The organism is Paenibacillus sp. J22FR5, from assembly GCF_059691975.1.
The window spans coordinates 131,883-153,542 of sequence record NZ_JCAUAN010000008.1 but is presented as its reverse complement, the minus strand read 5'-3'; the positions used below and the strand labels follow the sequence as shown (position 1 = coordinate 153,542).

The window sequence follows — 21,660 nt, the reverse complement described above, 5'->3', positions numbered from 1 at the left end:
CCTAATTTGATCAGCATTACAAGTTTTCTCTAGCAGTGACGGTAGATTCAAGTACTGTAAGCGTGTTATTGTAAGTATCGAGCTCAACCATAGCCCCAATGGGAATCGCCGCTTTGTAAAAGCCATGAGCTGTACTCAAGTTGGTCATCAGCGGTTTTCCTAAAGGTGCGATTAACCCCGTTATTAAATCATTATAAGACGTAGAATACGAAATGGAGCAATTGGTACATTGGCCCATTACGATACCAACACAATCTCGAAATTTTCCTGCCATAATCAGTTGTGTCAGATAACGGTATATGGTATTCGTTGGTTCATGCGTCTCTTCAATTACGATTATTTTTCCCGTTGTATCCACTTCGAACGGAGTTCCAAGTGTACCAACAAACGAGGTAAGGTTTCCACCTACGATTCGCCCGCTCACATTACCTTTCACAAGGCTATTCAGCTGCATTCCCTGTGGATTTTGAATCACTCTTGGGCTTGTTACCGTTGATGTTGCCGAATAAAATTGATCGAAATTATACGCAGGTGTGTTTGTGCTAAAATCAATTAACAGAAGGCTTTGAAATGTAATTAGATTGGCAAATTGAAATAGGACATTTAATAAGATCGTAATATCACTATATCCCGTTACGATTTTAGGATGGCTACTTATGATTCTATAGTCCAGTAATGGCAAAATATCTTTGACCCCTGTTCCGCCTCTTGTCGGCAGGATCATTTTCACATGCGGATTGATAAACATATTCATTAGGTCTTCTGCCCGCTGCTGAGCAGTCGCCGCAACGATCCCCCCGTAAGCATATGCGTATTTACCTACGATGACGTTATACCCCATATTCCCAAGCGTCTCAATTCTAGCGTCAATCGTGCTTGCATCAAGCGGACTTCCTAACGTAACAATGCCAATGGTATCTCCACTTTGTAAGATATGGGGGCGTATGGCCATCCTTAAACCTCCTGCCAAAGACATCACCTTGAAAAAGATCTCTCTTTTGCCTTATATGCATTATTTTTGCGAATTATGACTCTTAGCACTTAGATCCCCATACCAACAGGAATAAACGCCGAAACACGATTCATCGCCTCCTGCTTTTGCTTATCCCCCACATGGGTGTAAATTTGCGTCGTTTGAATACTTGCATGACCGAGCAACTCTTGCAGCGTTCGGATATCCGTGCCTGCTAACACTTGCATCGTTGCGAACGTGTGCCTCAGCTTATGGCTGGAGAATGACTTCCCCTGCAGCTCAATGTACTGACCCTTCAATTGTCCGAACTGCTTCTCGGCTATCGATTGAATCATTCGGATGCTAATGCGCCGACCGAATTGCGACACGAATAAAGGCTGCTCGGCCCCACTCCTCGCCTCCATTCGTTCAACTAGTGCACGCTCTAGCACTTGAACAATTCCACTCGGAAGCGGGATAACACGCCACTTACGCCCTTTCCCTAAGACCATCAAGGAATTCGTGCCGCGATTGAAATCAGAGATGTTCAAGCGGTGCAGTTCACTGACGCGCAGGCCAGCATAGCTCATCAATAGGAACATTGCTACGTTACGAATCTGGTATTTTCCCTCAATGGATTGCAGAAACACAGAAAGAAGCTTCTCACTCAGGAAGGTCGGAACTGGGTTCTTCTCCACCTTCGATTTCTTGACTGTGATCGAGGGGTTGTTCGTCACAATTTGCAACTCAACGAGTGCTGAGAAAAATGTCCGAATCGAAGAGAGGTAGCGATTCCTCGCCGCATCCCCTGCCCCACCCTGACGCATCCGCGTCAAGAATCGCATAATATCAATCGCCTCAATCGTAGGCAAATCTTTCTCTCCGAGGCTCGCCAGAAATAAACGAACATCTCCAAGGTACGCTTGCTGTGTTCGTTTCGTGAACCCCTGATCCTTCATCCAGGAGTCAAAAAACTCCAAATACTCATCATCATACGCTAAACTAGTGTCCATGCTGATAAACTCCGTCCATTACAATCTAAATTGCGTTAAATATAGATTTAGTGCAATTTTATAAGTTGAAAAATCGCTTATTCTATCATCCTCAAACCCGAACAACCGCGGCTTTCCGATAACCAGAATAAGCGTATTGGTAAATGTCCAATTCGTATTAATCTCTTGGATACTCCACTTTCATTATGTCCATAAACGGAACTTTATCCAGCTCGCCTTTACAATCCATATGTACTCTTCCTGTACGTGAATCCATCGTCGCGATTGTGCCCCGCACGGTTTCTTCCCGTCCCCAAACCGTAAGCACAATTTCGGAATTTTCCATTTTCGCTTCAGACAATTGGTTTCCGATTTCTTCCAGCACGAACTCATCACGTGTGGGCCGTTTCGCTACCTTAGCTTTTGCCATCCTCTGTTCTCCTCCATGATCCGTCAGCTGGACGGCGTAATAATCTCTTTCACGCGACCAACCTGGCCATCTGTGAGTCTTACTTTTATCCCATGAGGATGTGTTGGAGAATTCGTCAATAAATCCTTCACGATTCCCCGTGTGAGTTTGCCGCTGCGCTGGTCTTGCTTCAATACGATGTTCACTTCTTTGCCGGGTACAACATCTTTCCGATTTTGTCCATTCATGCTGCTTAACTCGCCTGCTTTCATGCCATAATGTGATTTATTATACCATAGTTTCCCCATCTACCCCATCTCGAAGAACATTTTATTGGCGGAATATATTTAATGATATTAATAATTAATGAGAATAAATATATGTAAAGCACAAAAAAATCGGGAACCCTAAGATTCCGCGCCGTTTAACACAGCTTGTCCAGCTGATGAGATTGAACCAAGCAACGTCAAAGATTTGATTCCCTTTTTCCCAAATGAAGAGGTTAATAAAAATGCCCCTATTGTTAAAAATAATCACAGAACTCACACTCATTAGTAATAATCGTTTTAAAGCAGTCGTCATGTTGTTTTCACTTTCTGAACGAAATTTTGGTAAACTGGGTTACGTGGGTAACCATTCTCGCTTATAATGAAAGAGATGAAAGTTAATGCGTTTTAACTTTCGTCATCATACCACGGAGTTTGCTCGGAAGGAATGTATGTTATGACTAGGTTCATGGACGATACGATAAGTCCCTATCCACTTCGAATTATTACTTTACCCATCGATGCCAGTAAATTAAAATTACAATCCCTTCGTATTCTCCATGTGGGACATTTACCAGGTCGAATTATGTATCGAGGTCATGCCACGTTCGAAAACTGGGCATTTGTATATATTGCAGGGGGTAGAGGAACGTATCGCGTCAATGATGGGCCTGTCCAACAGGTCGAAAGCGGCAGTCTTTTCATTTTTCGCCCGAATCAAGTCTATCAATATGGTCCCGCTCCCGGCGAATACTGGGATGAATACTATTTCACGCTTGAAGGTAGCCGCGTTAACGAATGGCAGAACAGTTGGCTAACAGAGTTAGATCAAGTGAAACAGGTTGGGTATGACGATGTTGCCCAGCATAATCGGATTGAACGGATTTTCATTGGGATGGAAAGTGGCATTCCCGCCAATATTGATCGGGCAGCCTTGCTTGTGGAATCTTTGTTATTTGAATTCATCCAACGGGCAGAAGCTACAACGGAAACGACGAAAACACAGCAATTCATTCATCTCATCGATGAGCTCAGTAACTCGTTATATCAGCCTTTTGATGCGCAAAGTATCGCCAAACGGCATCACATCTCACTTTCTACCCTTCGCCGAATCGTCAGTGAATATTCGGGCTATCCATTAAATACGTACATGCACCGAATGAAAATGGCGGAAGCCAAAAATATTTTATTGAATACGACGGATTCCGTTAAGGAAATCGCCGATTCACTAGGTTATAAGGATGTATTCTACTTTTCACGCATATTTAAGAAATATGTAGGTGTATCCCCACTTATATTTCGAAACACAATGCATACCTAGCTGCAAAAATTTTTCGACTACCTAGCACGACTTGTCACATTGCTGCATATGATAGATTGAAAGCAAATCTTCGTATGTGGAGGTGAATCAGACATGGCACTTACACTCACGGGTTTAATGCTTTACGCTATGTGGCTTGTCTTAGGGGTAATGGGTCTTAGCTTTGTAGTAGATTTATTTAAATCGTTTGCAGCAGGTACGTTTTCCAGCTCTACGGTTACATCTTACTTGAAAGACCTATTGTACTTTGTGTTCCCTTTATTCTTGCTTTCTAACATGATGCCGCTCGATCATACCGATTTTCTTCTCAAAATCGCGTACTACATCGGTGCACTTGGCGTCGTCTACAAGTATGTTTCCGTATACTTTAAAAAGTAATTTGCAAACGCATTCACAGCTGCTGAGATTTATTTCTCAGCAGCTTTTTCACATGCGAAGAAGCTGCTCGCCCATGGGCAAACAGCATATAGTATATCAAACTAAAACCGAGGTAAGTTCGATAGATTATTGCTTGGATCTCCATCCGGATACGAACGCAGCGTTTTCTCTCCCTTTCGATTCACACCGGTGTTTGCATCTTCGATCAAATCAGCTTCGGTCATCTCGATCGCAGTCTGAACATCGACTACTTGACCATTTTGAAACTGAACAGCTTGGATACTCCCATCCTCATAATGCACGGATTGAATCATTGCTTTATTCGGATCAATGGTGTGCGGACCACTTCGACGTCGCGGCATACAGATTTCCTCCTCTTTCAATTTGTAGAGCCCCAAGCCAATGGGGCTGCTACCTACTATGACTGCATAGACTCACTCTGCGACTTCACTTCTTGTTTCAGATCTTCCGTTTTTTGCTGTGCTTGCTTGATTTGGGTTTGAAGATCCTCCAGCTGTTGCTCAGCCTCCGTGAGCGCGGCTGCCGTAGCCTGTGAATAGATTTGCTGTGCAACTTGCAGAGTTTGCTCGGCTGCTTGCTCGGCTTTTTGGGCAACATCTTTAATTTGCGCTAAACCAAGTTCCTTTTGTTGCGGCATGGTAATACCCCCAGCTGATGTTTTGCATACCCAATTAATGTAGGCAACAAAGTCCCATTTTATTCGGGCAAAAGATAAGCATGTGTACTAAGTTGATCCGCTATAACACTGGTCGGGATAATGAACTCACTGACACCCATGTAGCCTGGGGTAACCTCATATTTCTGAAACACGATGACAAGCTTGCCATCCTTATTGATGTAAAAGCTTTGATCTTTTTTGATGGACTTAAAGTAAAAATTAACCCCATTAGGAACGCCCTCAACCCAATAGATTTTGGCAGGGTCATCCTTCATGCGCTGCTTCATTTGTTCCTTAATATTATCGCTTATCACTTGAATATAATTCTCGTCCTTAAACAAACTTGGCAATGTAATAAGCAGTTGATTTTTTTTATCAATGGTATCGTATTGAAAAATCGTTGACGAAGAGGCTGCTGTGTTGACGACATATCTGCCTACCGCAAAAATTTGCTCATTATCAGTTTTGACCACATAACCACTATCCACTCCAAGGTGTCCCTCTGATCCGCTAGCCTTTAACTTCTCAATGTCCGCCATGAAGTCGGTGTAGAGCCGTTTACTTTCTTCCATGTATTTCGTATTTAAAGATTCCTCTAACGTTTTATTTTCCAGATTCGTGATAATCGGAACTTCTAACTTCGCTTTATGTGCACCATCATCATACTGATATTCTCGAAAAGTCAGCACTTTGATCAATTTACCTATAACGGGAACTTCAGAAAGCGACTGTGCAAAGGCTGGGCTCATATTAAGGCCCGCTACAAATACGATCGCTGCTGCCGCGATAGCTGTCGTCCATTTCAGACTAGTTCTCGGCTGTTTTCTATGTTGTTTAATGGCTTGATTCACAATGAAATCGAGTTCCGCAGGGATAGGAATTTCCATATAGTTTTGTTTCATTTGTTCTAACTTCTCATCCATGGTTAGTTTACCTCCACTAGCTTATCATCGTTCATTTTTATCCGTAAAAGCTTCAATGCTTGGTAAAGCCGCGTCTTTATGGTGCTTGTATTTTCTTTTAACACATCAGCGATTTCATCGATCTTCAAATCTTCAAAATACCGAAGCGTGATCACGCTGCGATACATGGTCGGTAAATCCTCTAGCGCCCTCTCCAAATCAATATTCGGATAGGCATCTTCACTGCCTGGCGTTATGGCTTCCATGGTCACATCATCCATGACAGTAAGCTTCTTATGTTTTCGCAAGAAATCAAGGGAGGTATTGACGACAATGCGGTAAAACCAGCTCTTGATCGATGCATTGCTTTTCAGCGAATCCGTAGCTGCAAATGCCTTATGAATCGCCTCTTGCACGATATCCAAGGCATCCTCTTGATTTTTTACATAGCTATAGGCAAGTCGATATACGTTTTCTTTATGCTCCGTAATGCAGGTAATTAATTCGGTTTCTAGCTTTCTATTCATTGTCATTTGCTTGATGACGCTCCTTTAGCCGCGCTGTTTTTCAGAAATGAATCTTGATGTAGCTAAGACGTCACAGGATGCCGAATAGTTTGATTTCCATGCCTACCAATTTCACGAATGTACTGGTATACTAACAGCAAGACGCTTATGAGGTGAACTGCTATGAATATTATTAAAGTTAAAGATCGCCAAGAATTAGATCGCCGCGTACCTTCGATGCCTTGGTATATTGAGAAATTTATAAATTATAAGCTCCCAGACCTATCACCCTCATCGCTCCTTGAATATGTACGTGATTATGAAATCTTCCTGTCTTGGCTGCTTGCAGAGGGTTTAAGCACAGCGACCGTCATGAATCAGGTTCCCTTAGAGGATTTAGAGAAGCTTCATATGGACAGCGTCAATAATTTTCGCATGTTCCTCGCTACCCGTAAAGTACAAGCCAATGGGAAAACCACCATTAATCGCAAGCTATCCGCATTGCGTTCCTTATTTCATTATTTGAGTCAAATTGCTGAGGATGATAACTTCTACCCGCTCCTGAAGCGGAATGTAATGGCGAAGGTGGAAATTAAGCGCTCCCACAAGGCGAAGGACAGCGCTGCGAAGCTCGAGGGCAAGCTGCTGCAGGAAGAGGAAATCGTGGAGTTCATTGCCTATGTGAAGGAAGGCTACGAGCATGACGTTGCGACGAATAAACAGGCTCTCTACGCCTATGAGTTAAATAAAGTCAGAGATACCTGTATCGTCACGCTCATCCTCAATTCGGGGCTTCGTGTTTCTGAGGTGTTCAACCTGAACGTCGATGATATTGATCTGAAAATGAAGCTCGCCCATGTGTATCGAAAAGGTAAAAACGACGACACGTTCAAAACACCGGTGTACTTCCGTCTCGATGCGATTCAAGCCCTGACCGACTATTTGTCCATCCGCTCCAGCCGATATAAGCCGCAAAAAAAAGAAAAAGCCCTCTTCGTTGCCATGGCTAATGGCAAAAAAGAAGGCGAACGAATGACGAAAAGAGCGATTCAAGAGCTTGTGATCAAATATGCCAAACGCTTTGGCAAACCGTACTTGTCCGTACATAAACTGCGGCATTCCTTCGCCACCGATTATTACTTACAGAACGACTTGTACAAAACGCAAGAGCAGCTTGGCCATGCCTCTCCTGAGACTACGCAAATCTATGCGCATCTCACAGATCGAACGATGTCCGAGGCGATTGATAAACGATTGGAATCCTGAAGATTACTTCAGGATTTTTTCGATTGCAGCCAACTCTTCTGGAGCAAACTCCAGATTTTTCAGCGCAGCAACGTTTTCCTCAATTTGAGACACGCGGCTAGCACCAATCAAAGCGGACGTGACACGCTCGCCGCGAAGTACCCAAGCCAGCGACATTTGCGCCAAGCTTTGACCACGGGAGCTAGCCAGTTCGTTCAGTTGAATAATTTGGTTCAACTTCTCTTCCGTAATGTCCTTCTCTTTCAAGAATTGGCTCTTACCGCCGGCTCTTGAATCCGCAGGAATTCCGTTTACATATTTATTCGTCAACAAGCCTTGTGCTAGCGGACAGAACGCGATGCTTCCTGCGCCGAAATCATCCAATACATCCTGCAAGCCACCCTCGATCCAACGGTTCATCATACTGTACGATGGTTGGTGAATAAGAAGCGGTGTACCCAAGCTTTTCAGAATGGAAGCAGCTTCTTTGGTTTGCTCGGCTGTGTAATTGGAAAGACCCACATAGAGTGCTTTTCCTTGACGAACGATTAAATCGAGAGTCGCCATTGTCTCTTCGAAAGGCGTGTTCGGATCTGGTCGATGTGAGTAGAAAATATCCACATAATCTAGTCCCATTCTTTTCAAACTTTGATCTAAGCTGGATACCATATTCTTCTTGGAGCCCCACTCGCCGTAAGGACCTTCCCACATGTGGTAGCCCGATTTCGTCGAAATGATTAGCTCATCGCGATAAGCGCCTAGATCACTTTTAAGTACACGCCCCATTAATTCCTCTGCGGATCCTGGCGGCGGACCATAGTTGTTCGCCAAATCAAAGTGTGTGATCCCTAAATCAAACGAACGAAGCAGCATTGCTCTCCCATTCTCGTGTAGATCTAAACCCCCGAAATTGTGCCACATGCCCAAAGAAATAGCTGGAAGCTTAAGCCCCGATTTCCCAGTACGATTATATTTCATTTCTGCATAACGTGTTGAACTAGCTTGATAGACCATGTTTGTCCTCCTTTGTATCTCTGAGAAAACTTGTTAAGGAATTCAGTTATGTATCCACTAAAGTTTTCACAAGTATCCTGTTTCCTATGTACTAGTATAGTTGAAGACTACCGACAAAAAAAGAACTGAAAAAAACGTGTCTTACTAACCTCAAGGTTAGTAATCTCGCTCCACGGACGGCATCAGATCAAGCGCAGCAACGATTCGTGCTCTTGCAGCCATTTCGTTTTTTCATAAGTGTTGTTAATAATATCGACTAACACACCTTGCGGATCTACCCCATCTAAGTACCGTCCAAGAAAATGAATAAAGACATCCAGCCTGCGAAGCTCGATCAACATAGGCAATATGCTAATTTCTTCGTCTGTCAATTGAACAAACTGACGGTACCCTTCATAGAAAGCACTGCTATTTGCACGGAGTCTCTCTTCGGGAATCGTTGGATCGATCAGATCCGATAAACACACCGCTAACTCCATGACACGTGCATCGATTGTCACGAATTCAAAATCAAGAATCGCGGCCAAACGCCCCTCGTCATCTACAAGCATATTTGAGCCATTAATATCGCCATGAACGAGCTGATGCGGTAATTGACGGATCATTGGAATTGCAGCATACAATGCCAAATAACGTTCAAATATATAAGCAAGATCCTCCTGCTGAAGCAAGAAAGGCTCGGGCGGTTGTAGCGAAAACGCACGAATGGTATCTGGCTTACAGCTAGGATGAATATGTTCAATTTCATAGTATGGGGCATATTCAGGCTTAGTACCAATCGTTATCTTGGCTAAGGAAGCCGATAGTTGTCCTACCGCTTTACCCATTTCTCCGAGTTGACTTACATGTAAGTCGATTGGATTCTGGCCCTCTGTAAATGTAAATAAAGCCGCAAGCTTTCCTTCTGGACCACCAAGCGTCACCACGGTCCCCCCAGTAGGCAGTTCGAGCGGCATCGGAATATCGAATGGAAGTTCGTCTTTGATTTCATCTAGTCGAAGCAAAACACTATGTTCAAATTTGATTTTGTTCTGATCACGGTGCGTTTCATACAACCTCAGAACATAAGTTCGCCCCCCAACTTCGACAAATCGCGTTGTATTATTCATCCCTCCCGCACCAACACGAAGCGTCCATGATTGAGCCCCAAACCAATTGGCGGGTAGTAACGCTAATTGTTCCTCTTGTTCAATGACTCGCATAATGTCGAGACTCAGCTCCTCTTCTTAAACTTGATTGTCGCCTTCTACCGCGAACTCGAAATCTTCCACATCAAAAGCTTCTACTGGTATGGCAAATTCCACTAATCGCTCGATAAAATCATATTGATCCGTTAATAGAACAGCTTGCTCTTTGATCGCGGTCAGAATTAACTCGGTCTCAATGGGGTCAAATTGATCGCCATAGACTTCATTATCAATCGCATAAACAACCTTCAGTATCACATGTTCATTAATCGGTAATGGCGGGCTTTTGCCCCACGGTATGGACAATGCTTTTTCAATTTTTTTCTTATTAAAAGATTCCTCAAAGAACGCAATGAGCTCACCGATCATTTGTTTGACAAAGCCATCGTCCTCAACCTCTAACATAATGGGTTCAGGACTGCTCTGCAACTCATATAGCTCTTGAATCGTCGTATAAGGAATTAAATAAGTCACAGGCTTTGATGGCAGCATGAGCTGGCCATGCACGGCTAACATCACAGCTTCGATAATAAACGTTTTGCTCATGGAAATCCCCCCTTATGCTACAATCAACATTCAGCATTACTTCGCTAAGAATCACAGAAATCCTTTTTTAGTTGAGGAATACACATAACCCATAGTTTTTAAATAAAACCGCTAGCTCCCAAGATCGCTTTGACCATTCGAGCTAACGGTTCTATACCCTGCTTATCAACTGCCTTATAAACTGCCATCGAACACCTCGTGGTCCTCGTAAAGGGGGCGATATGGTTTCTTGGAGTAACGATTCGCATATGCCGATGCAACATAACAATCTGGTTTAATAACCGGAACCATCCCGACGGATTCCACGCGTCTTACCATCTCTTGGACGAATTTTGCCGTCCGATTTCTATTCTCATCATCCCCCGCATCAATATGAATAAACATATCGAAAGTGGCACCTTGATACAGATGAGGAAGAATAATATTTTCCATATCTAATCGCTTGTTTTCGTCAAAATACATCGCAATTTCTTCACTCAATGAGGTTTCCATGGAAAGTTTTTCTTTGATTGAGTAAAGGGCTCTTGGAACGATGACTTGACGATAACATGCCCACGCTCCTTTCCCTAGTCGCTGGATCACTACGCCGGTAATGAATTTCGTATGACCTGTATGCACCTGACAATCTGTACCTATAATGAATTTATAGGTTGCAACGGGGTCAAGACGCATGAAATGTAGAATACGCTCGTGCACGGTATCCAGGTTAAGTCCTCTTTCCGCCCGGTTCCTAAATTCCAGAGGTTGGTTCGTCGTCGAAGGTTTCAAAGATAAGGCTCTCCCTTTCTCCATATTGTATAGAAAAAGGCGGATGCTCAAGGCTGCATCCGCCTCTTCTATAGTATATGGCAAACATTGCCTGTTCGAACCATCAACTTATTTTAAAACACTGCCTCCATACAAAAATCGATTTTCCCACTGCTTGCCATCAATCGAATCCACGCGAACGCCGCCAGATTCAATGGAATAGGTGTGCAGCATTTGGCCGTTTCCTAAGTATAAACCCACATGTGTAATAGGTTCTGTCAGTATATTGATCCCGTCATAATCAGAAGCTTTGGATCCTTTATAGCTGCTAAAGAAAAGAAGATCCCCACGCTTAAGCTTTGTCCAATCCTTTACTATAGGACCCAATGACCTTACATAAGTTCCTTGGGCAGCAGAATCGCTTGGCAATGACTTACGAAGTGCGTCCCAGAACATCGTCTGAACAAAGTCAGAGCAATCGAATGTAGTTGGATCATTACGCGTTGAACCAAATTCATATGGCGTTCCTAAATATGCTTGTCCCGCATCAATAACAGCTTCGATTTCATCAGCTACTGGCATATTGGGTTTAATTACGGAGAAATCCGCTGTAATGTATTTAGAGCTAGCGCTCATGTAACCACTGACACCATCAGCAACTTTTACTTTATACCAACTATCATTCACTTTATCGGTGACCAGAACTTCTTCACCTTTAGCCAACATGCGAATGACTTTCGAACCTGAGCTCGCGTTTGAAGACGGTAGTGTACGGAAATTTACGCCATACATGATTCGTGCATTGCTAACAATCGTTATGTATTTGCTGTTTGTGGATACGTATCCGCTTACACCTTGCGCATCCTTAATTTGAAACCAATTCACCGTTGTATAGTCGGTCACCGTTACCATTTCATTGGCTTTCAACATGCGAATCACCTTGCTCGACGTATTAGGTTGATCTCGAAAGCTTACACCAGCAACAATCCGCGCCTTCGTCACGACTCCTTCTTCAGCTTTAGTATCTTTAGGTAGTATAGTTATGAATGCTACCATCAATACCGCAATAACCATTGTCCACTTTCTCATCGTCTTTCCCTCCACTGGGTATGATGTTAAAATTTTCTTTTGTACCCTTATTATAGTTTGGGGGGGGCTAACACGAATATAGGTGAATGGTAGCGATTATTGCCGAAGGATGCGAGGCGATTAGCCTATTGACGACACGGTTTAATTTTCCAATTTACGAACCTCAGGCTTTCGTGTCAAAGATGACCAAAATAGCTGCCACTGCGAGGAGTTCTTGAGCTTTACATTACTTATTTTCATCTCGTTTTCTTCCAATTCGATAACCTGCCAACTGCTCGGATTACTGACAGATTGTGATTCTAAATAAGAGATGGCTTGCTCTTTCGCTTCCTCCAGCTCTGTCCAAAATTTCACGCCATAGTAGGCGAGTCCATAATGGTTAACAAGCGTTGTCGTGTAAATTTGTTCGGTCTCTTTCTGCTGTAACACAAATGGCATCTTCCTATACCTCCTGATAAAAAGGCACATTCACCACGAGGGGAATGTGCCTTCGTTTGTATGTGTGTTACCCAAATAAAAGGTTACACCGTCTTACAAATACGCATTCTCATGCTTCGCCTTCAGCATATTCCAGCGACGCTCAACTTCCGTTTCGAACGATTTTAGCGATCCCTCATACTCTGGTTTCGTGAGATGCTTCGTTTTCCCCATCGTTTTCAACCAGTCGGATAGTGGAATTTTCTTACTCTTATCCTCGGGATTATAAGTGATTGACGTCACCCCATGTTCCACCTCATACAGCGGGAAGAAACAAGAATCAACCGCAGCACCGACGATGTTGGAGCCCTCTTGATCATCCGACAGCCAGTTCAGTGGACATGCAATGAGTATTTTTCCGTAGACCAATCCCTCATGCTGCGCGTACCATTGCGCCTTAGCCGCTTTCTTGACCAGATCCTGAGGATATGCCTCTGAACCTGTAAATACATAAGGAATATGAGTCGCCGCCATAATTTGCGCGGTATCCTTATGATGGAATACCTTACCGCCCTGATGCTTACCGACATTGGAAGTAGAAGTCCGATGTCCCATCGGCGTCGAATACGACAATTGTGCACCTGTGTTCATGTAGCCTTCATTATCGTACTCGAGGATAATCATTTTATGATTCCGCAGAGCAGCCCCAATCGCAGGCCCCATACCGATATCCATACCGCCATCACCTGTTATCATCACGAAGGTGAAATCGTCCTTTAAGCCCAGATGATCGAGTTCTCCGCGACGCTTACGCTCCCAGAACATCTCCACAACGCCTGACAGTGTCGCTGCGCCATTCTGGAATAGATTATGAATATAAGTAGCTTTATGCGCTGAATACGGATAACCCGTAGTCACAACCATCGCGCAGCCCGTGTGGAAAATGGAAACAATATCCCCTTCAATTCCTTTGAAGAACAATTCGAGCCCTGAGAAAATGCCGCACCCTGGACAAGCGCCATGCCCCGGCGCAATCCGCTTCGGCTTCTTCGTTAAGGAACGCAATGGTGGAATGCGTACATTCAATTTCCCTGTATTCTCATCCGGTGAGACGGTGATGAGTCCCGTTTTCAAATCTTCATACTTCATCGGCGTCAGTACCCGCTTCGGTGCTTTCGAAGGATCACCTGGCGTATGCCCGTAGTAATCGAAAGGCACATCCACTTTGCCGCTTTCCATCGCATCAATGGCGAATTGGAACAGATTATGCCCATCCTCGGCATAAAAGTCTTTGCCACCTAAGCCATAGATTCGGCTTATGACAAGCGTATCTCTGTTCCCGTTTGTGAACAGCGCCGCTTTAATTTCATTGACCATGTTGCCGCCATGCCCGCCATAGGAATCCGCGCGATCACCAACGGTGATCGCTTTCACATTCTTCAGCGCCTCCGCGATCTGCTTTGCTGGGAAAGGACGGATCAGATTGGGAGCAATCGATCCTGCTTTAATGCCCTTCTCACGGAGCTGGTCGACGACATCCTTGATGATTTCGGAGGCCGAATTCATTAGGAATACCGCGACATCCGCGTCCTCCATCCGATATAGCTCTAGAATCGGATAGTCACGGCCTGTCAATTCGGCATATTCCTGCCGAATACGATCATACACACCCTCAGCGTTATACATGGCCACGGACTGCTGATAGCAGTTATTAATATAATCCGGCTCATTCATATACGGTCCAACCGTTATCGGATTATTGCGATCTAAGGTATCTGGGAAGCCCTGTGGCTTCTCACCTACGAATGCTTGCACATCAGCCCGATGTGCGAAGGTTTGAACTCTGCGCTTTTGGTGAGAGGTGAAATAACCATCTGAAGCCACCATCACTGGCAAACGCACCTCAGGATCCTCCGCTAATTTAAGCGCCATAATATTCATATCATACACGGCTTGCGGGTCACGACACATGACGATCGGCCAACCCGTGTTTAATGCATAATAAAGATCCGAATGATCGCCATGAATATTGAGCGGCCCGGATACAGAGCGGCATACCAAATTCATAACCATAGGAAAACGGGTTCCGGATTGTACCGGCATTTGTTCCAACATATACAAATAACCGTTGGCGCTAGTCGCATTAAATACGCGGCCGCCAGCAGTTGAAGCGCCATAACATATACCTGCTGAACCGTGTTCACCGTCTGCAGGGATTAAAACAATATCATGCTGTCCGTTGGACTTCATGAGATCTAGAAATTGAGCTACCTCCGTGGATGGTGAGATCGGAAAGTAACCCATGACATGATAATTAATTTGATGCGCCGCATAGGCAGCCATTTCATTCCCTGATTCATACACGATGCGCTGCTCGACTTTGGCTTCCCCTAATTCCTGCTTGATATCAATGGACATGCGAGTAGTTCCACCCTTCTCCCATAAATACTCTCTAAGAGTTTATAGCTAGATTGAATCGATGCGGCATGCGATTTAGCTCGGCATAACCATCTTCTTCCCGCTCACTGGAGAGCGCTTCGGTTGGACAAGCCTGTACACATTTAAGGCAACCTTTACAATATTGATAGTCTATGCCTTGCAGGAACATTTGGGGACGGCCTTTTTTATCGGGGAGCTCATCCCACACAAAACAAAAGTCAGGACATACATTATCACAAGAAGCGCAGTGAATACATTTATCTTCATGAAAATGCGGCATCATCCCAGCGCGGGATATGCTCAAATCTTTGAGTATACTATTACCGGGATTCGTAACGACACCCCCGATAGGCTGCGTAGCAAAGCCCAGAACCGGTGTATCATACCTTACAAAATCTGGCATGGATTCCCCTTCTGGAAGCGCATACGTTTGAAAAACCACTTCGTTATAGCCGCGATCGAATGTACGTAACGCTGGTGCAACCGCAAGCGGGTATTTCTTTTCTAACGACTTCCGAATAACTCCTCGCATGACGTCAGGATCCAGAAAATCGCACAATCGGAACATAGCTCCTAGCATCGCCATATTCACGCGATTCTTCTCTTCAAGTGAGATTCCAATTGCATCAATGACTGCAATCGTTCCCCCTCTGAGCTTCATCTTCTCCTTCAACTCATCGGGTGTTTTTGTTGAATTTACTAACACGGTACTATCCTCATAGATGCCACTGATAACGTTTACAGTTTTGGAAAGCGATTCATGAAAAACACCTACAACATGCGGTCGTTCAACGGGTGATGTGTCCCGAATCTTCGTATCCATGTCACAAAATCGAATATGTGCTTTTACTGCTGATCCTTTCTTCTCCGACCCGTAGGAAGAGAAACTGACACCGTTCAAACCAACGCCAACGACTCCTGCTTCTGCCAGCATCTTACCTGCTAGATTCGCGCCTAGACCGCCGATGGATTCCAGTCTTATCTCGAAAAAGCCGAGATCGTTCAATTTAGGTAAAGTTACCATGCTTGGTCTCCTTTCAAAAATGAACTGCATAAAGAGTGAATAGTATGAATAATAAAATCTACTATTATTGTAACAAGAAATGGCTGGTAATCAACCTTTTTTTACCACAATAGAAAGTATAATTTTCGATTTTCGGAAATATCTTTCTATTTGGCGTATAACTATCCTCTAAACGCGGTTGGTCATCTTTGAATGGCATCGATAGAGGTTTTCTCATCACAGCCATTTAAAGCAAATAATCAATGATAAGTCCGCACTTCCCCAAGTAATAGCTGCATGACACCATACAATCCTCAGCTTCCTTTTGCGATTCCTCACAATCCTCACATACGTCTACATAATCGTCTTCAATCGGATTAAACACAACACCGCAAACCTGTGAGCACATCCGCATTCACATCTCTCCTTGGCTTCAAATCCCCCAATTTTGTAAACGTTTGCAAATCATGGTTTCTTTATTATACAGCGGTTTGTACGTCGGTGACTATAAGTCTTTATCAAATCTTTAGCATTCAAAAACCACTCATTTACTTGATTCAAACCGCATTTGTGAGATAATGTAGAAATAATCAGCAAATTGTCGAATTATGGAAAGGATGGTTTAGCTTGCTTCATTTTATCATTTCCAATGAGCTGCACAACCTTTTCTACATCATGAGTGCCGCTTTGCTCCAACTTATTCTTGCTCCACATTTCGTTCATAAAGAGCAGCATTTGAATATCCTTTTCACTTTAATTTTTGGGGTCTTCATTCTCCTTTATTGGACCTGTGCGGATATAGACCCACTGATCTATTCGCTGCAATTAGTTCCTGTCTGCCTGCTCTTCATTACGCTTTGTGTTGGCATTGCGCCTTCCATCCTGACTTGGATCATATTCAATATCGGGTGTATGTTTGTTTTACATTATTACTGGGAGCCAGCCCTGTTAAGCAGCACTTTCGTACTTATCCTCGGTTTTCTTAGCCGAAATCGCTTATCCCACTCACCGTTGAAGATCAAGCTTGCTTATGCAACCTGCATTCTCATCGTGTACGAACTATTGTATGCTCCGCTTGCACCATATACCCTAGCGCCTTTTTCATTATATACAGGGTATGTTTTATTCTTTGCCTTCATTTCATTATGGATCATGATCTCATTGCTATTTTTCATAAATAAATATGAAATACAGCGAAAATATATCGCTCAATTAGAGAAAAATCGCATGCTCGCTGAGCTATCTGCTACAATTTCACACGAAATTCGAAATCCACTTACCTCGACTCGCGGTTTCCTGCAATTATTACAGAAATCAGAACTAGCGAACTCAGATCGTAGGCGATATGTCGATCAAGCATTGTCAGGTGTAGACCAGGCGATCACGATTCTAACTGACTTCCTTAACTACGCAAAGCCTTCCTCAGACTTGCAGGAGCAGCTTGATATTAAAGAAGAACTAGAAAATACCATTCGGTTTATTACTCCCTATGCAATCGATTCTCATATCACAATTGATATTGCACATGAATATGATGCCCCCCTGTATATTCTGGGTGAATCCCAAAAGTTACGTCAATGCCTTCTAAATCTCATTAAAAATGCAATTGAATCTATGCCCAATGGTGGCAAGTTGTCTTTACGCACCTGGAAGCATACTAGTGCTGTCCAGATCTCAATCACAGACACCGGAGTAGGAATGACGAATACCCAATTGAATGCCTTAGGCAAACCCTTCTATACGACGAAAGAACATGGTACAGGGCTTGGACTTGTGGTTGTCATGAGTCTTATTAAGAAAATGAACGGCAAAATTTCATTTTCAAGCAGCCTCAATCGCGGCACCCAATGCTCCATCATTTTTCAACTAAAATGAACATACCAAAAAGCAAGTTGGATAAGAGACACCTCTTTTCCAGCTTGCTTTTTTCTTTCCACGATTTATGTAGTTAAATTGTGTTTTTCTACGATAAAAGCGAGTAATCGGCTGCAGCTTTCCTCAACCATTTCATACACTTCTTGAAACTTCCCCGTATAAAACGGATCTGGCACGTCAGAATGTTCCCGATTTTCTGAGAAATCTAATAATTTATGTATGGATGCATGTTTCTCGTTTCCCGCTATCTTAGGGGCAAAAGAAGCGAGATTCACAACATTGCTTTCATCCATCGCGATGAGATAAGTAAATTGGTGGAAATCATCTGGATGCACTTGTCTGGCCTTCAAGCCTTCATAGCCAATTTGATGATGGTCCAGAATATCCCTAGTCCCCTGATGCGGCGGATGACCAATATGCCAGTCTCCTGTACCCGCCGAATCAATTGAAATGACCTGTTGAAGTCCCGCTTCTTTGACTTGATGACGGAACACAGCCTCTGCCATTGGTGATCGACAAATATTTCCTAAGCAGACGAACAAGACCCTAATCATATTTGACCAAATACAAGCATTTTTTCATTTAATGTAAGCGGTCGAGCTGGAATATCCAATACAATTCGGCCTTCTGACACACCCCAAATACGTGTTGCGAAACGCTCTGCTAGCTCTACCTTATGTAAGGTTGCAATGACACTCATGTTGCGGTCTTTACATAATGACTTCAAATCTTGCAGGATGAACTCCGTGGATTTAGGATCAAGCCCAGATACAGGTTCATCTGCGACAAGAACTTTAGGTCCAAGTATCAATGCCTTCGCAATCGCAACACGCTGCTGTTCACCACCGCTAAGCTGACCTACCTTCTTATCCCCCTTATCGAGAAGGCCTACCTTCTCTAAGAAGTCCATACTGTCTACGTGTTCGTTTCTGGAAGTCATGCCTGTCAGAATACGCAATGGGGCTTGATACACTCTACCCATTAACACATTTTTGACAGCGCTTTTATTCCTATTTAGAAAAGGCTTCTCTTCCAAATATGCAAAATCTTTTCCTAATTTAAAACGATCCCAAGGGCCTGGCTTCGTTATATCATTCGAATTATAGATGAGCTGACCGCTTGTCCATTTCTCTTGATGACTGATGCAACGAAGCAGCGTCGTTTTCCCGCTCCCACTGCTGCCGATCACCGCAATAAATTCACCTGCATCAACCTGAAAGCTAATTTGCGAAAGGACCTGATTGTCCGGAGGGAATACTTTACTTAAATTACGAACTGTCAGCATGACAACTCTCCTTCACGTAAATCTAGTGGTCATTCCAAATAAACGGCTACGCCGTCCTCTTAGGACGAGTACATTTATCAAGAAATATAGCCGAATTATCGTGTGAAACATATAAACTCATATATTTTGGAAAAAATCGCCACTCAAAACAAGCCTTACGCTGCTCGTTGAGGGCGATTTCTTTCACATCTACTTGTAAAACTTAATCACAAGACGTCGGAGCTTCTGCCGCGCCAGCTTCTACATTAATTTTCTCGGAAATCGTGTCTCTGACCACTGACATCACAAGTTGAAGCAAATAGTTGATGTCTTCTTGCGTTTGCTTGAACTCGTTAACGATTGGTATCCCATCTAACTCGTCTTGCAGGACTTCGATTTCGTTCTCTATTTTTTCAACCATTTTCTTATTTTGGAACGTTTCAAAAGCAACAATCTCTTTTTGCTTTTTCTTAATCGCACTAATCAAGCCTTGAATATCAGGGTTCGTTGCGATTTGCTTTTCGGCCTTTTGATAGAACTGAACTTCATTGGACGTCGTCAGCAAATTAGCCAATTCCTTCGCTTTAGCCAAAATATCTTCGCGAACGATCATTTCTGTATTCGTAAATTCCTCTACTTGAAATCCATGAGGCTGATTATCATCATGTGTATGATCACATTGGGACATTTCTTAACACGCTCCTATTTATCCTTGTTAGAGAATTTTATACAGTCATTTGAAGTGGCTTCTGGACGATCTCGCCCTTCAAAATCCACGTTTGTGCATGTGTGACTTTAACGTCAACCATTTGACCAATTAAGGACGGATCTCCTGTAAAATGGATAAGTTTATTCGTCCGCGTACGGCCAGCAAGAACATCCACATTGTTCTTACTTTCACCTTCAACTAAGACTTCAACGGTTTGATTTAACAATCGCTCATTGCTGTCTTTACTTAGCTTATTGACAAGCTCATTCAGACGATATAAACGTTGCTTCTTCACTTCCATTGGAACATTGTCTTCCATCTCTGCTGCAGGTGTACCAACTCTCGGCGAATATATGAAAGTAAACGCAAAATCAAAACCAACTTCCTCGTACAACGTCATCGTATCTTCGAATTGCTCATCCGTTTCGCCAGGAAAACCAACGATAATATCCGTTGTTAACACAACGTCTGGCATTGTTGCCTTGATTTTACTCGCAAGCTGCAAATAATGATCTCTCGAGTATTTCCTGCTCATTCGTTTCAAGACCTCTGAATTACCTGCTTGAACGGGCAAATGGATATGCTCAACAAGGTTACCACCTTTGCCTAGCACCTCAATCAAGCGGTCATCGAAATCTCTCGGATGCGACGTTGTGAAACGAATACGTGGAACATCAATCTTACGAATATCATCCATCAAATCAGCGAAAGAGTACGTTATATCTTCAAAGTCTTTGCCATAAGCATTGACATTCTGTCCAAGTAGCGTAATTTCCTGAAAGCCTTGACGAGCCAAATCCCTGACTTCAGCCAAAACATCCTGCGGTCTGCGGCTTCGTTCTTTCCCACGTGTATATGGAACGATACAGTAGGTACAGAACTTATCGCAGCCGTACATAATGTTAACCCATGCACGGATACCTTCCCGTTTTTTGGGAAGATTTTCAACGATATCGCCTTCCTTTGACCATACCTCGACAACCATTTCTTTATTGAAAAAGGCATCCTTTAAAAGGCTTGGCAATCGATGTATATTGTGCGTTCCGAAAATCATATCAACAAACGCATGTTTCTGCATAATGCGATTCACAACAGATTCTTCCTGTGACATGCATCCACAAACACCAAGAATGAGCCCTGGCTTCTGCGCTTTCAACGTCTTCAAATGACCAAGTTCACCAAACACTTTATCTTCAGCATTCTCACGAATTGCACATGTGTTCAACAAGATAACATCTGCGATTTGCTTATCTTCCGTAGCTTGATAGCCCATTTGCTCGAAAAGGCCCTTCATGACTTCCGTATCATGTTCATTCATTTGACAACCATACGTTGTAATTAAATAATATTTGTCCTTACCAAATTGCTGCATATCTTCAGGAATAGCAAAATCATAATGAACCTGAATGTCTTCTTTTCCACGCTGCTTCTCATCTTTATAATTGGGTGCTGAGTTAATTTGAATATTCCGACCTTTAATGCGGTATGTCGTTTTACCGTCTTCTTCGCTTAACAACTTCGCATCCGAGAAGTCAAAGTATTTGGAGTAATCCTTAACCTTGTCGGATTTTAAGTCCGATGATTGTTGGTTCTCCTTTGACATGATGAATTCACTTCCCTTTATCTATAAATGTAGCTCTTTATTGTATTAACCCAATATCAAATTATAGCACAAATGATACCACTTTATCCATATACGCTTAGCATCGAGATGCGGATA

General features: G+C 43.3%; 25 protein-coding genes. 4 read left to right on the top strand and 21 right to left on the bottom strand.

Going from position 1 to position 21,660, the window contains the following annotated elements:
* Positions 1-16: 16 nt before the first annotated feature.
* From AC58P7_RS13905 to AC58P7_RS13890, 4 genes are all read right to left on the bottom strand, one after another.
* A complete protein-coding gene (locus tag AC58P7_RS13905) occupies positions 17-952 on the bottom strand; it encodes a S66 peptidase family protein (RefSeq protein ID WP_497343681.1) in 936 nt (311 codons plus the stop codon).
* An 89-nt stretch (positions 953-1,041) separates the two neighbouring features.
* Complete coding sequence (locus AC58P7_RS13900; RefSeq protein WP_497343679.1) at positions 1,042-1,965, bottom strand: tyrosine-type recombinase/integrase; 924 nt, start codon at positions 1,963-1,965, stop codon at positions 1,042-1,044.
* A gap of 157 nt (positions 1,966-2,122) precedes the next feature.
* Positions 2,123-2,374, bottom strand: a complete 252-nt coding sequence (locus tag AC58P7_RS13895) for a YolD-like family protein (RefSeq protein ID WP_173108267.1) — start codon at positions 2,372-2,374, stop codon at positions 2,123-2,125.
* 23 nt (positions 2,375-2,397) lie between these two features.
* Entirely contained in the window at positions 2,398-2,601 is a 204-nt protein-coding gene (locus AC58P7_RS13890; RefSeq protein ID WP_497343783.1) for a YwbE family protein, read from the bottom strand.
* A 487-nt stretch (positions 2,602-3,088) separates the two neighbouring features.
* On the opposite strand from AC58P7_RS13890, the gene AC58P7_RS13885 reads away from it, so the two are divergent.
* The gene (locus AC58P7_RS13885; RefSeq protein ID WP_497343677.1) at positions 3,089-3,940 is read left to right on the top strand and encodes an AraC family transcriptional regulator; all 852 of its coding nucleotides are present in this window, start codon (positions 3,089-3,091) and stop codon (positions 3,938-3,940) included.
* Positions 3,941-4,033: 93 nt separating this feature from the next.
* Positions 4,034-4,318 carry a hypothetical protein gene (locus AC58P7_RS13880; protein WP_497343675.1) on the top strand — a complete coding sequence of 95 codons (285 nt, stop codon included), beginning with the start codon at positions 4,034-4,036 and terminating at the stop codon, positions 4,316-4,318.
* 101 nt (positions 4,319-4,419) lie between these two features.
* Here the strand turns inward: AC58P7_RS13880 and AC58P7_RS13875 are convergent, their stop codons facing one another.
* The 4 genes from AC58P7_RS13875 to sigV are packed head-to-tail and all read right to left on the bottom strand — an operon-like array spanning position 4,420 to position 6,432.
* Positions 4,420-4,680 (bottom strand): DUF3892 domain-containing protein, encoded by a 261-nt coding sequence (locus AC58P7_RS13875; RefSeq protein WP_497343673.1) that lies wholly within the window; start codon positions 4,678-4,680, stop codon positions 4,420-4,422.
* A gap of 56 nt (positions 4,681-4,736) precedes the next feature.
* Positions 4,737-4,976, bottom strand: coding sequence for a hypothetical protein (locus AC58P7_RS13870; RefSeq protein ID WP_497343671.1), 240 nt, complete (start codon positions 4,974-4,976; stop codon positions 4,737-4,739).
* Between the two features lie 59 nt (positions 4,977-5,035).
* Positions 5,036-5,920 carry an anti-sigma-V factor RsiV gene (gene rsiV, locus AC58P7_RS13865; protein WP_497343669.1) on the bottom strand — a complete coding sequence of 295 codons (885 nt, stop codon included), beginning with the start codon at positions 5,918-5,920 and terminating at the stop codon, positions 5,036-5,038.
* A gap of 2 nt (positions 5,921-5,922) precedes the next feature.
* Positions 5,923-6,432 (bottom strand): RNA polymerase sigma factor SigV, encoded by a 510-nt coding sequence (gene sigV / locus AC58P7_RS13860; RefSeq protein WP_497343667.1) that lies wholly within the window; start codon positions 6,430-6,432, stop codon positions 5,923-5,925.
* Positions 6,433-6,588: 156 nt separating this feature from the next.
* On the opposite strand from sigV, the gene xerS reads away from it, so the two are divergent.
* Complete coding sequence (gene xerS / locus AC58P7_RS13855) at positions 6,589-7,671, top strand: tyrosine recombinase XerS (protein ID WP_497343665.1); 1,083 nt, start codon at positions 6,589-6,591, stop codon at positions 7,669-7,671.
* Positions 7,672-7,674: 3 nt separating this feature from the next.
* Here the strand turns inward: xerS and mgrA are convergent, their stop codons facing one another.
* The 9 genes from mgrA to AC58P7_RS13810 all read right to left on the bottom strand — a co-directional run bounded on the left by mgrA (position 7,675) and on the right by AC58P7_RS13810 (position 16,507).
* Positions 7,675-8,664 carry an L-glyceraldehyde 3-phosphate reductase gene (gene mgrA / locus AC58P7_RS13850; RefSeq protein ID WP_497343663.1) on the bottom strand — a complete coding sequence of 330 codons (990 nt, stop codon included), beginning with the start codon at positions 8,662-8,664 and terminating at the stop codon, positions 7,675-7,677.
* A gap of 182 nt (positions 8,665-8,846) precedes the next feature.
* Positions 8,847-9,866: a phosphotransferase gene (locus tag AC58P7_RS13845; RefSeq protein ID WP_497343661.1), complete on the bottom strand. Its 1,020-nt coding sequence runs from the start codon at positions 9,864-9,866 to the stop codon at positions 8,847-8,849.
* Between the two features lie 24 nt (positions 9,867-9,890).
* Complete coding sequence (locus AC58P7_RS13840) at positions 9,891-10,397, bottom strand: ADP-heptose synthase (RefSeq protein ID WP_497343659.1); 507 nt, start codon at positions 10,395-10,397, stop codon at positions 9,891-9,893.
* A gap of 174 nt (positions 10,398-10,571) precedes the next feature.
* Positions 10,572-11,165 (bottom strand): ribonuclease H-like YkuK family protein, encoded by a 594-nt coding sequence (locus AC58P7_RS13835; RefSeq protein ID WP_497343658.1) that lies wholly within the window; start codon positions 11,163-11,165, stop codon positions 10,572-10,574.
* A gap of 108 nt (positions 11,166-11,273) precedes the next feature.
* Entirely contained in the window at positions 11,274-12,233 is a 960-nt protein-coding gene (locus tag AC58P7_RS13830) for a C40 family peptidase (protein WP_497343656.1), read from the bottom strand.
* Positions 12,234-12,374: 141 nt separating this feature from the next.
* On the bottom strand, positions 12,375-12,671 hold the full coding sequence (locus AC58P7_RS13825) for a hypothetical protein (RefSeq protein WP_497343654.1): 297 nt from the start codon (positions 12,669-12,671) through the stop codon (positions 12,375-12,377).
* 93 nt (positions 12,672-12,764) lie between these two features.
* Positions 12,765-15,068 carry a thiamine pyrophosphate-dependent enzyme gene (locus tag AC58P7_RS13820; protein WP_497343652.1) on the bottom strand — a complete coding sequence of 768 codons (2,304 nt, stop codon included), beginning with the start codon at positions 15,066-15,068 and terminating at the stop codon, positions 12,765-12,767.
* A 34-nt stretch (positions 15,069-15,102) separates the two neighbouring features.
* Positions 15,103-16,113: a 2-oxoacid:acceptor oxidoreductase family protein gene (locus AC58P7_RS13815; RefSeq protein WP_497343650.1), complete on the bottom strand. Its 1,011-nt coding sequence runs from the start codon at positions 16,111-16,113 to the stop codon at positions 15,103-15,105.
* Between the two features lie 226 nt (positions 16,114-16,339).
* Positions 16,340-16,507: a hypothetical protein gene (locus AC58P7_RS13810; RefSeq protein WP_497343648.1), complete on the bottom strand. Its 168-nt coding sequence runs from the start codon at positions 16,505-16,507 to the stop codon at positions 16,340-16,342.
* 212 nt (positions 16,508-16,719) lie between these two features.
* Here AC58P7_RS13810 and AC58P7_RS13805 point away from each other — a divergent pair, with 212 nt between their 5' ends.
* A complete protein-coding gene (locus AC58P7_RS13805; RefSeq protein ID WP_497343646.1) occupies positions 16,720-17,967 on the top strand; it encodes an ATP-binding protein in 1,248 nt (415 codons plus the stop codon).
* A 65-nt stretch (positions 17,968-18,032) separates the two neighbouring features.
* On the opposite strand, the gene AC58P7_RS13800 is transcribed toward AC58P7_RS13805, so the two are convergent.
* The 4 genes from AC58P7_RS13800 to miaB form a co-directional block, all read right to left on the bottom strand.
* Entirely contained in the window at positions 18,033-18,521 is a 489-nt protein-coding gene (locus tag AC58P7_RS13800) for a low molecular weight protein-tyrosine-phosphatase (RefSeq protein WP_497343644.1), read from the bottom strand.
* Positions 18,518-19,252 (bottom strand): phosphonate ABC transporter ATP-binding protein, encoded by a 735-nt coding sequence (locus AC58P7_RS13795; protein WP_497343642.1) that lies wholly within the window; start codon positions 19,250-19,252, stop codon positions 18,518-18,520. The genes AC58P7_RS13800 and AC58P7_RS13795 overlap by 4 nt, the downstream gene beginning before the upstream one ends.
* A 202-nt stretch (positions 19,253-19,454) precedes the next feature.
* On the bottom strand, positions 19,455-19,919 hold the full coding sequence (locus AC58P7_RS13790) for a YlbF/YmcA family competence regulator (protein ID WP_497343640.1): 465 nt from the start codon (positions 19,917-19,919) through the stop codon (positions 19,455-19,457).
* Positions 19,920-19,956: 37 nt separating this feature from the next.
* Positions 19,957-21,543: a tRNA (N6-isopentenyl adenosine(37)-C2)-methylthiotransferase MiaB gene (gene miaB, locus AC58P7_RS13785; RefSeq protein ID WP_497343638.1), complete on the bottom strand. Its 1,587-nt coding sequence runs from the start codon at positions 21,541-21,543 to the stop codon at positions 19,957-19,959.
* Positions 21,544-21,660 lie beyond the last annotated feature (117 nt).

Excerpts from the sequence above, each read along its gene's own strand:
- AC58P7_RS13815 (WP_497343650.1), bottom strand. The coding sequence starts at position 16,113 with ATGGTAACTTTACCTAAATTGAACGATCTCGGCTTTTTCGAGATAAGA.
- xerS (WP_497343665.1), top strand. The coding sequence starts at position 6,589 with ATGAATATTATTAAAGTTAAAGATCGCCAAGAATTAGATCGCCGCGTA.
- AC58P7_RS13825 (WP_497343654.1), bottom strand. The coding sequence starts at position 12,671 with ATGCCATTTGTGTTACAGCAGAAAGAGACCGAACAAATTTACACGACA.
- sigV (WP_497343667.1), bottom strand. The coding sequence starts at position 6,432 with ATGACAATGAATAGAAAGCTAGAAACCGAATTAATTACCTGCATTACG.
- AC58P7_RS13790 (WP_497343640.1), bottom strand. The coding sequence starts at position 19,919 with ATGTCCCAATGTGATCATACACATGATGATAATCAGCCTCATGGATTT.
- AC58P7_RS13880 (WP_497343675.1), top strand. The coding sequence starts at position 4,034 with ATGGCACTTACACTCACGGGTTTAATGCTTTACGCTATGTGGCTTGTC.
- AC58P7_RS13895 (WP_173108267.1), bottom strand. The coding sequence starts at position 2,374 with ATGGCAAAAGCTAAGGTAGCGAAACGGCCCACACGTGATGAGTTCGTG.
- AC58P7_RS13820 (WP_497343652.1), bottom strand. The coding sequence starts at position 15,068 with ATGTCCATTGATATCAAGCAGGAATTAGGGGAAGCCAAAGTCGAGCAG.
- AC58P7_RS13830 (WP_497343656.1), bottom strand. The coding sequence starts at position 12,233 with ATGAGAAAGTGGACAATGGTTATTGCGGTATTGATGGTAGCATTCATA.
- AC58P7_RS13870 (WP_497343671.1), bottom strand. The coding sequence starts at position 4,976 with ATGCCGCAACAAAAGGAACTTGGTTTAGCGCAAATTAAAGATGTTGCC.
- AC58P7_RS13845 (WP_497343661.1), bottom strand. The coding sequence starts at position 9,866 with ATGCGAGTCATTGAACAAGAGGAACAATTAGCGTTACTACCCGCCAAT.
- AC58P7_RS13875 (WP_497343673.1), bottom strand. The coding sequence starts at position 4,680 with ATGCCGCGACGTCGAAGTGGTCCGCACACCATTGATCCGAATAAAGCA.
- AC58P7_RS13810 (WP_497343648.1), bottom strand. The coding sequence starts at position 16,507 with ATGCGGATGTGCTCACAGGTTTGCGGTGTTGTGTTTAATCCGATTGAA.
- AC58P7_RS13905 (WP_497343681.1), bottom strand. The coding sequence starts at position 952 with ATGGCCATACGCCCCCATATCTTACAAAGTGGAGATACCATTGGCATT.
- miaB (WP_497343638.1), bottom strand. The coding sequence starts at position 21,543 with ATGTCAAAGGAGAACCAACAATCATCGGACTTAAAATCCGACAAGGTT.
- rsiV (WP_497343669.1), bottom strand. The coding sequence starts at position 5,920 with ATGGATGAGAAGTTAGAACAAATGAAACAAAACTATATGGAAATTCCT.
- AC58P7_RS13800 (WP_497343644.1), bottom strand. The coding sequence starts at position 18,521 with ATGATTAGGGTCTTGTTCGTCTGCTTAGGAAATATTTGTCGATCACCA.
- mgrA (WP_497343663.1), bottom strand. The coding sequence starts at position 8,664 with ATGGTCTATCAAGCTAGTTCAACACGTTATGCAGAAATGAAATATAAT.
- AC58P7_RS13840 (WP_497343659.1), bottom strand. The coding sequence starts at position 10,397 with ATGAGCAAAACGTTTATTATCGAAGCTGTGATGTTAGCCGTGCATGGC.
- AC58P7_RS13795 (WP_497343642.1), bottom strand. The coding sequence starts at position 19,252 with ATGCTGACAGTTCGTAATTTAAGTAAAGTATTCCCTCCGGACAATCAG.
- AC58P7_RS13890 (WP_497343783.1), bottom strand. The coding sequence starts at position 2,601 with ATGAATGGACAAAATCGGAAAGATGTTGTACCCGGCAAAGAAGTGAAC.
- AC58P7_RS13885 (WP_497343677.1), top strand. The coding sequence starts at position 3,089 with ATGGACGATACGATAAGTCCCTATCCACTTCGAATTATTACTTTACCC.
- AC58P7_RS13900 (WP_497343679.1), bottom strand. The coding sequence starts at position 1,965 with ATGGACACTAGTTTAGCGTATGATGATGAGTATTTGGAGTTTTTTGAC.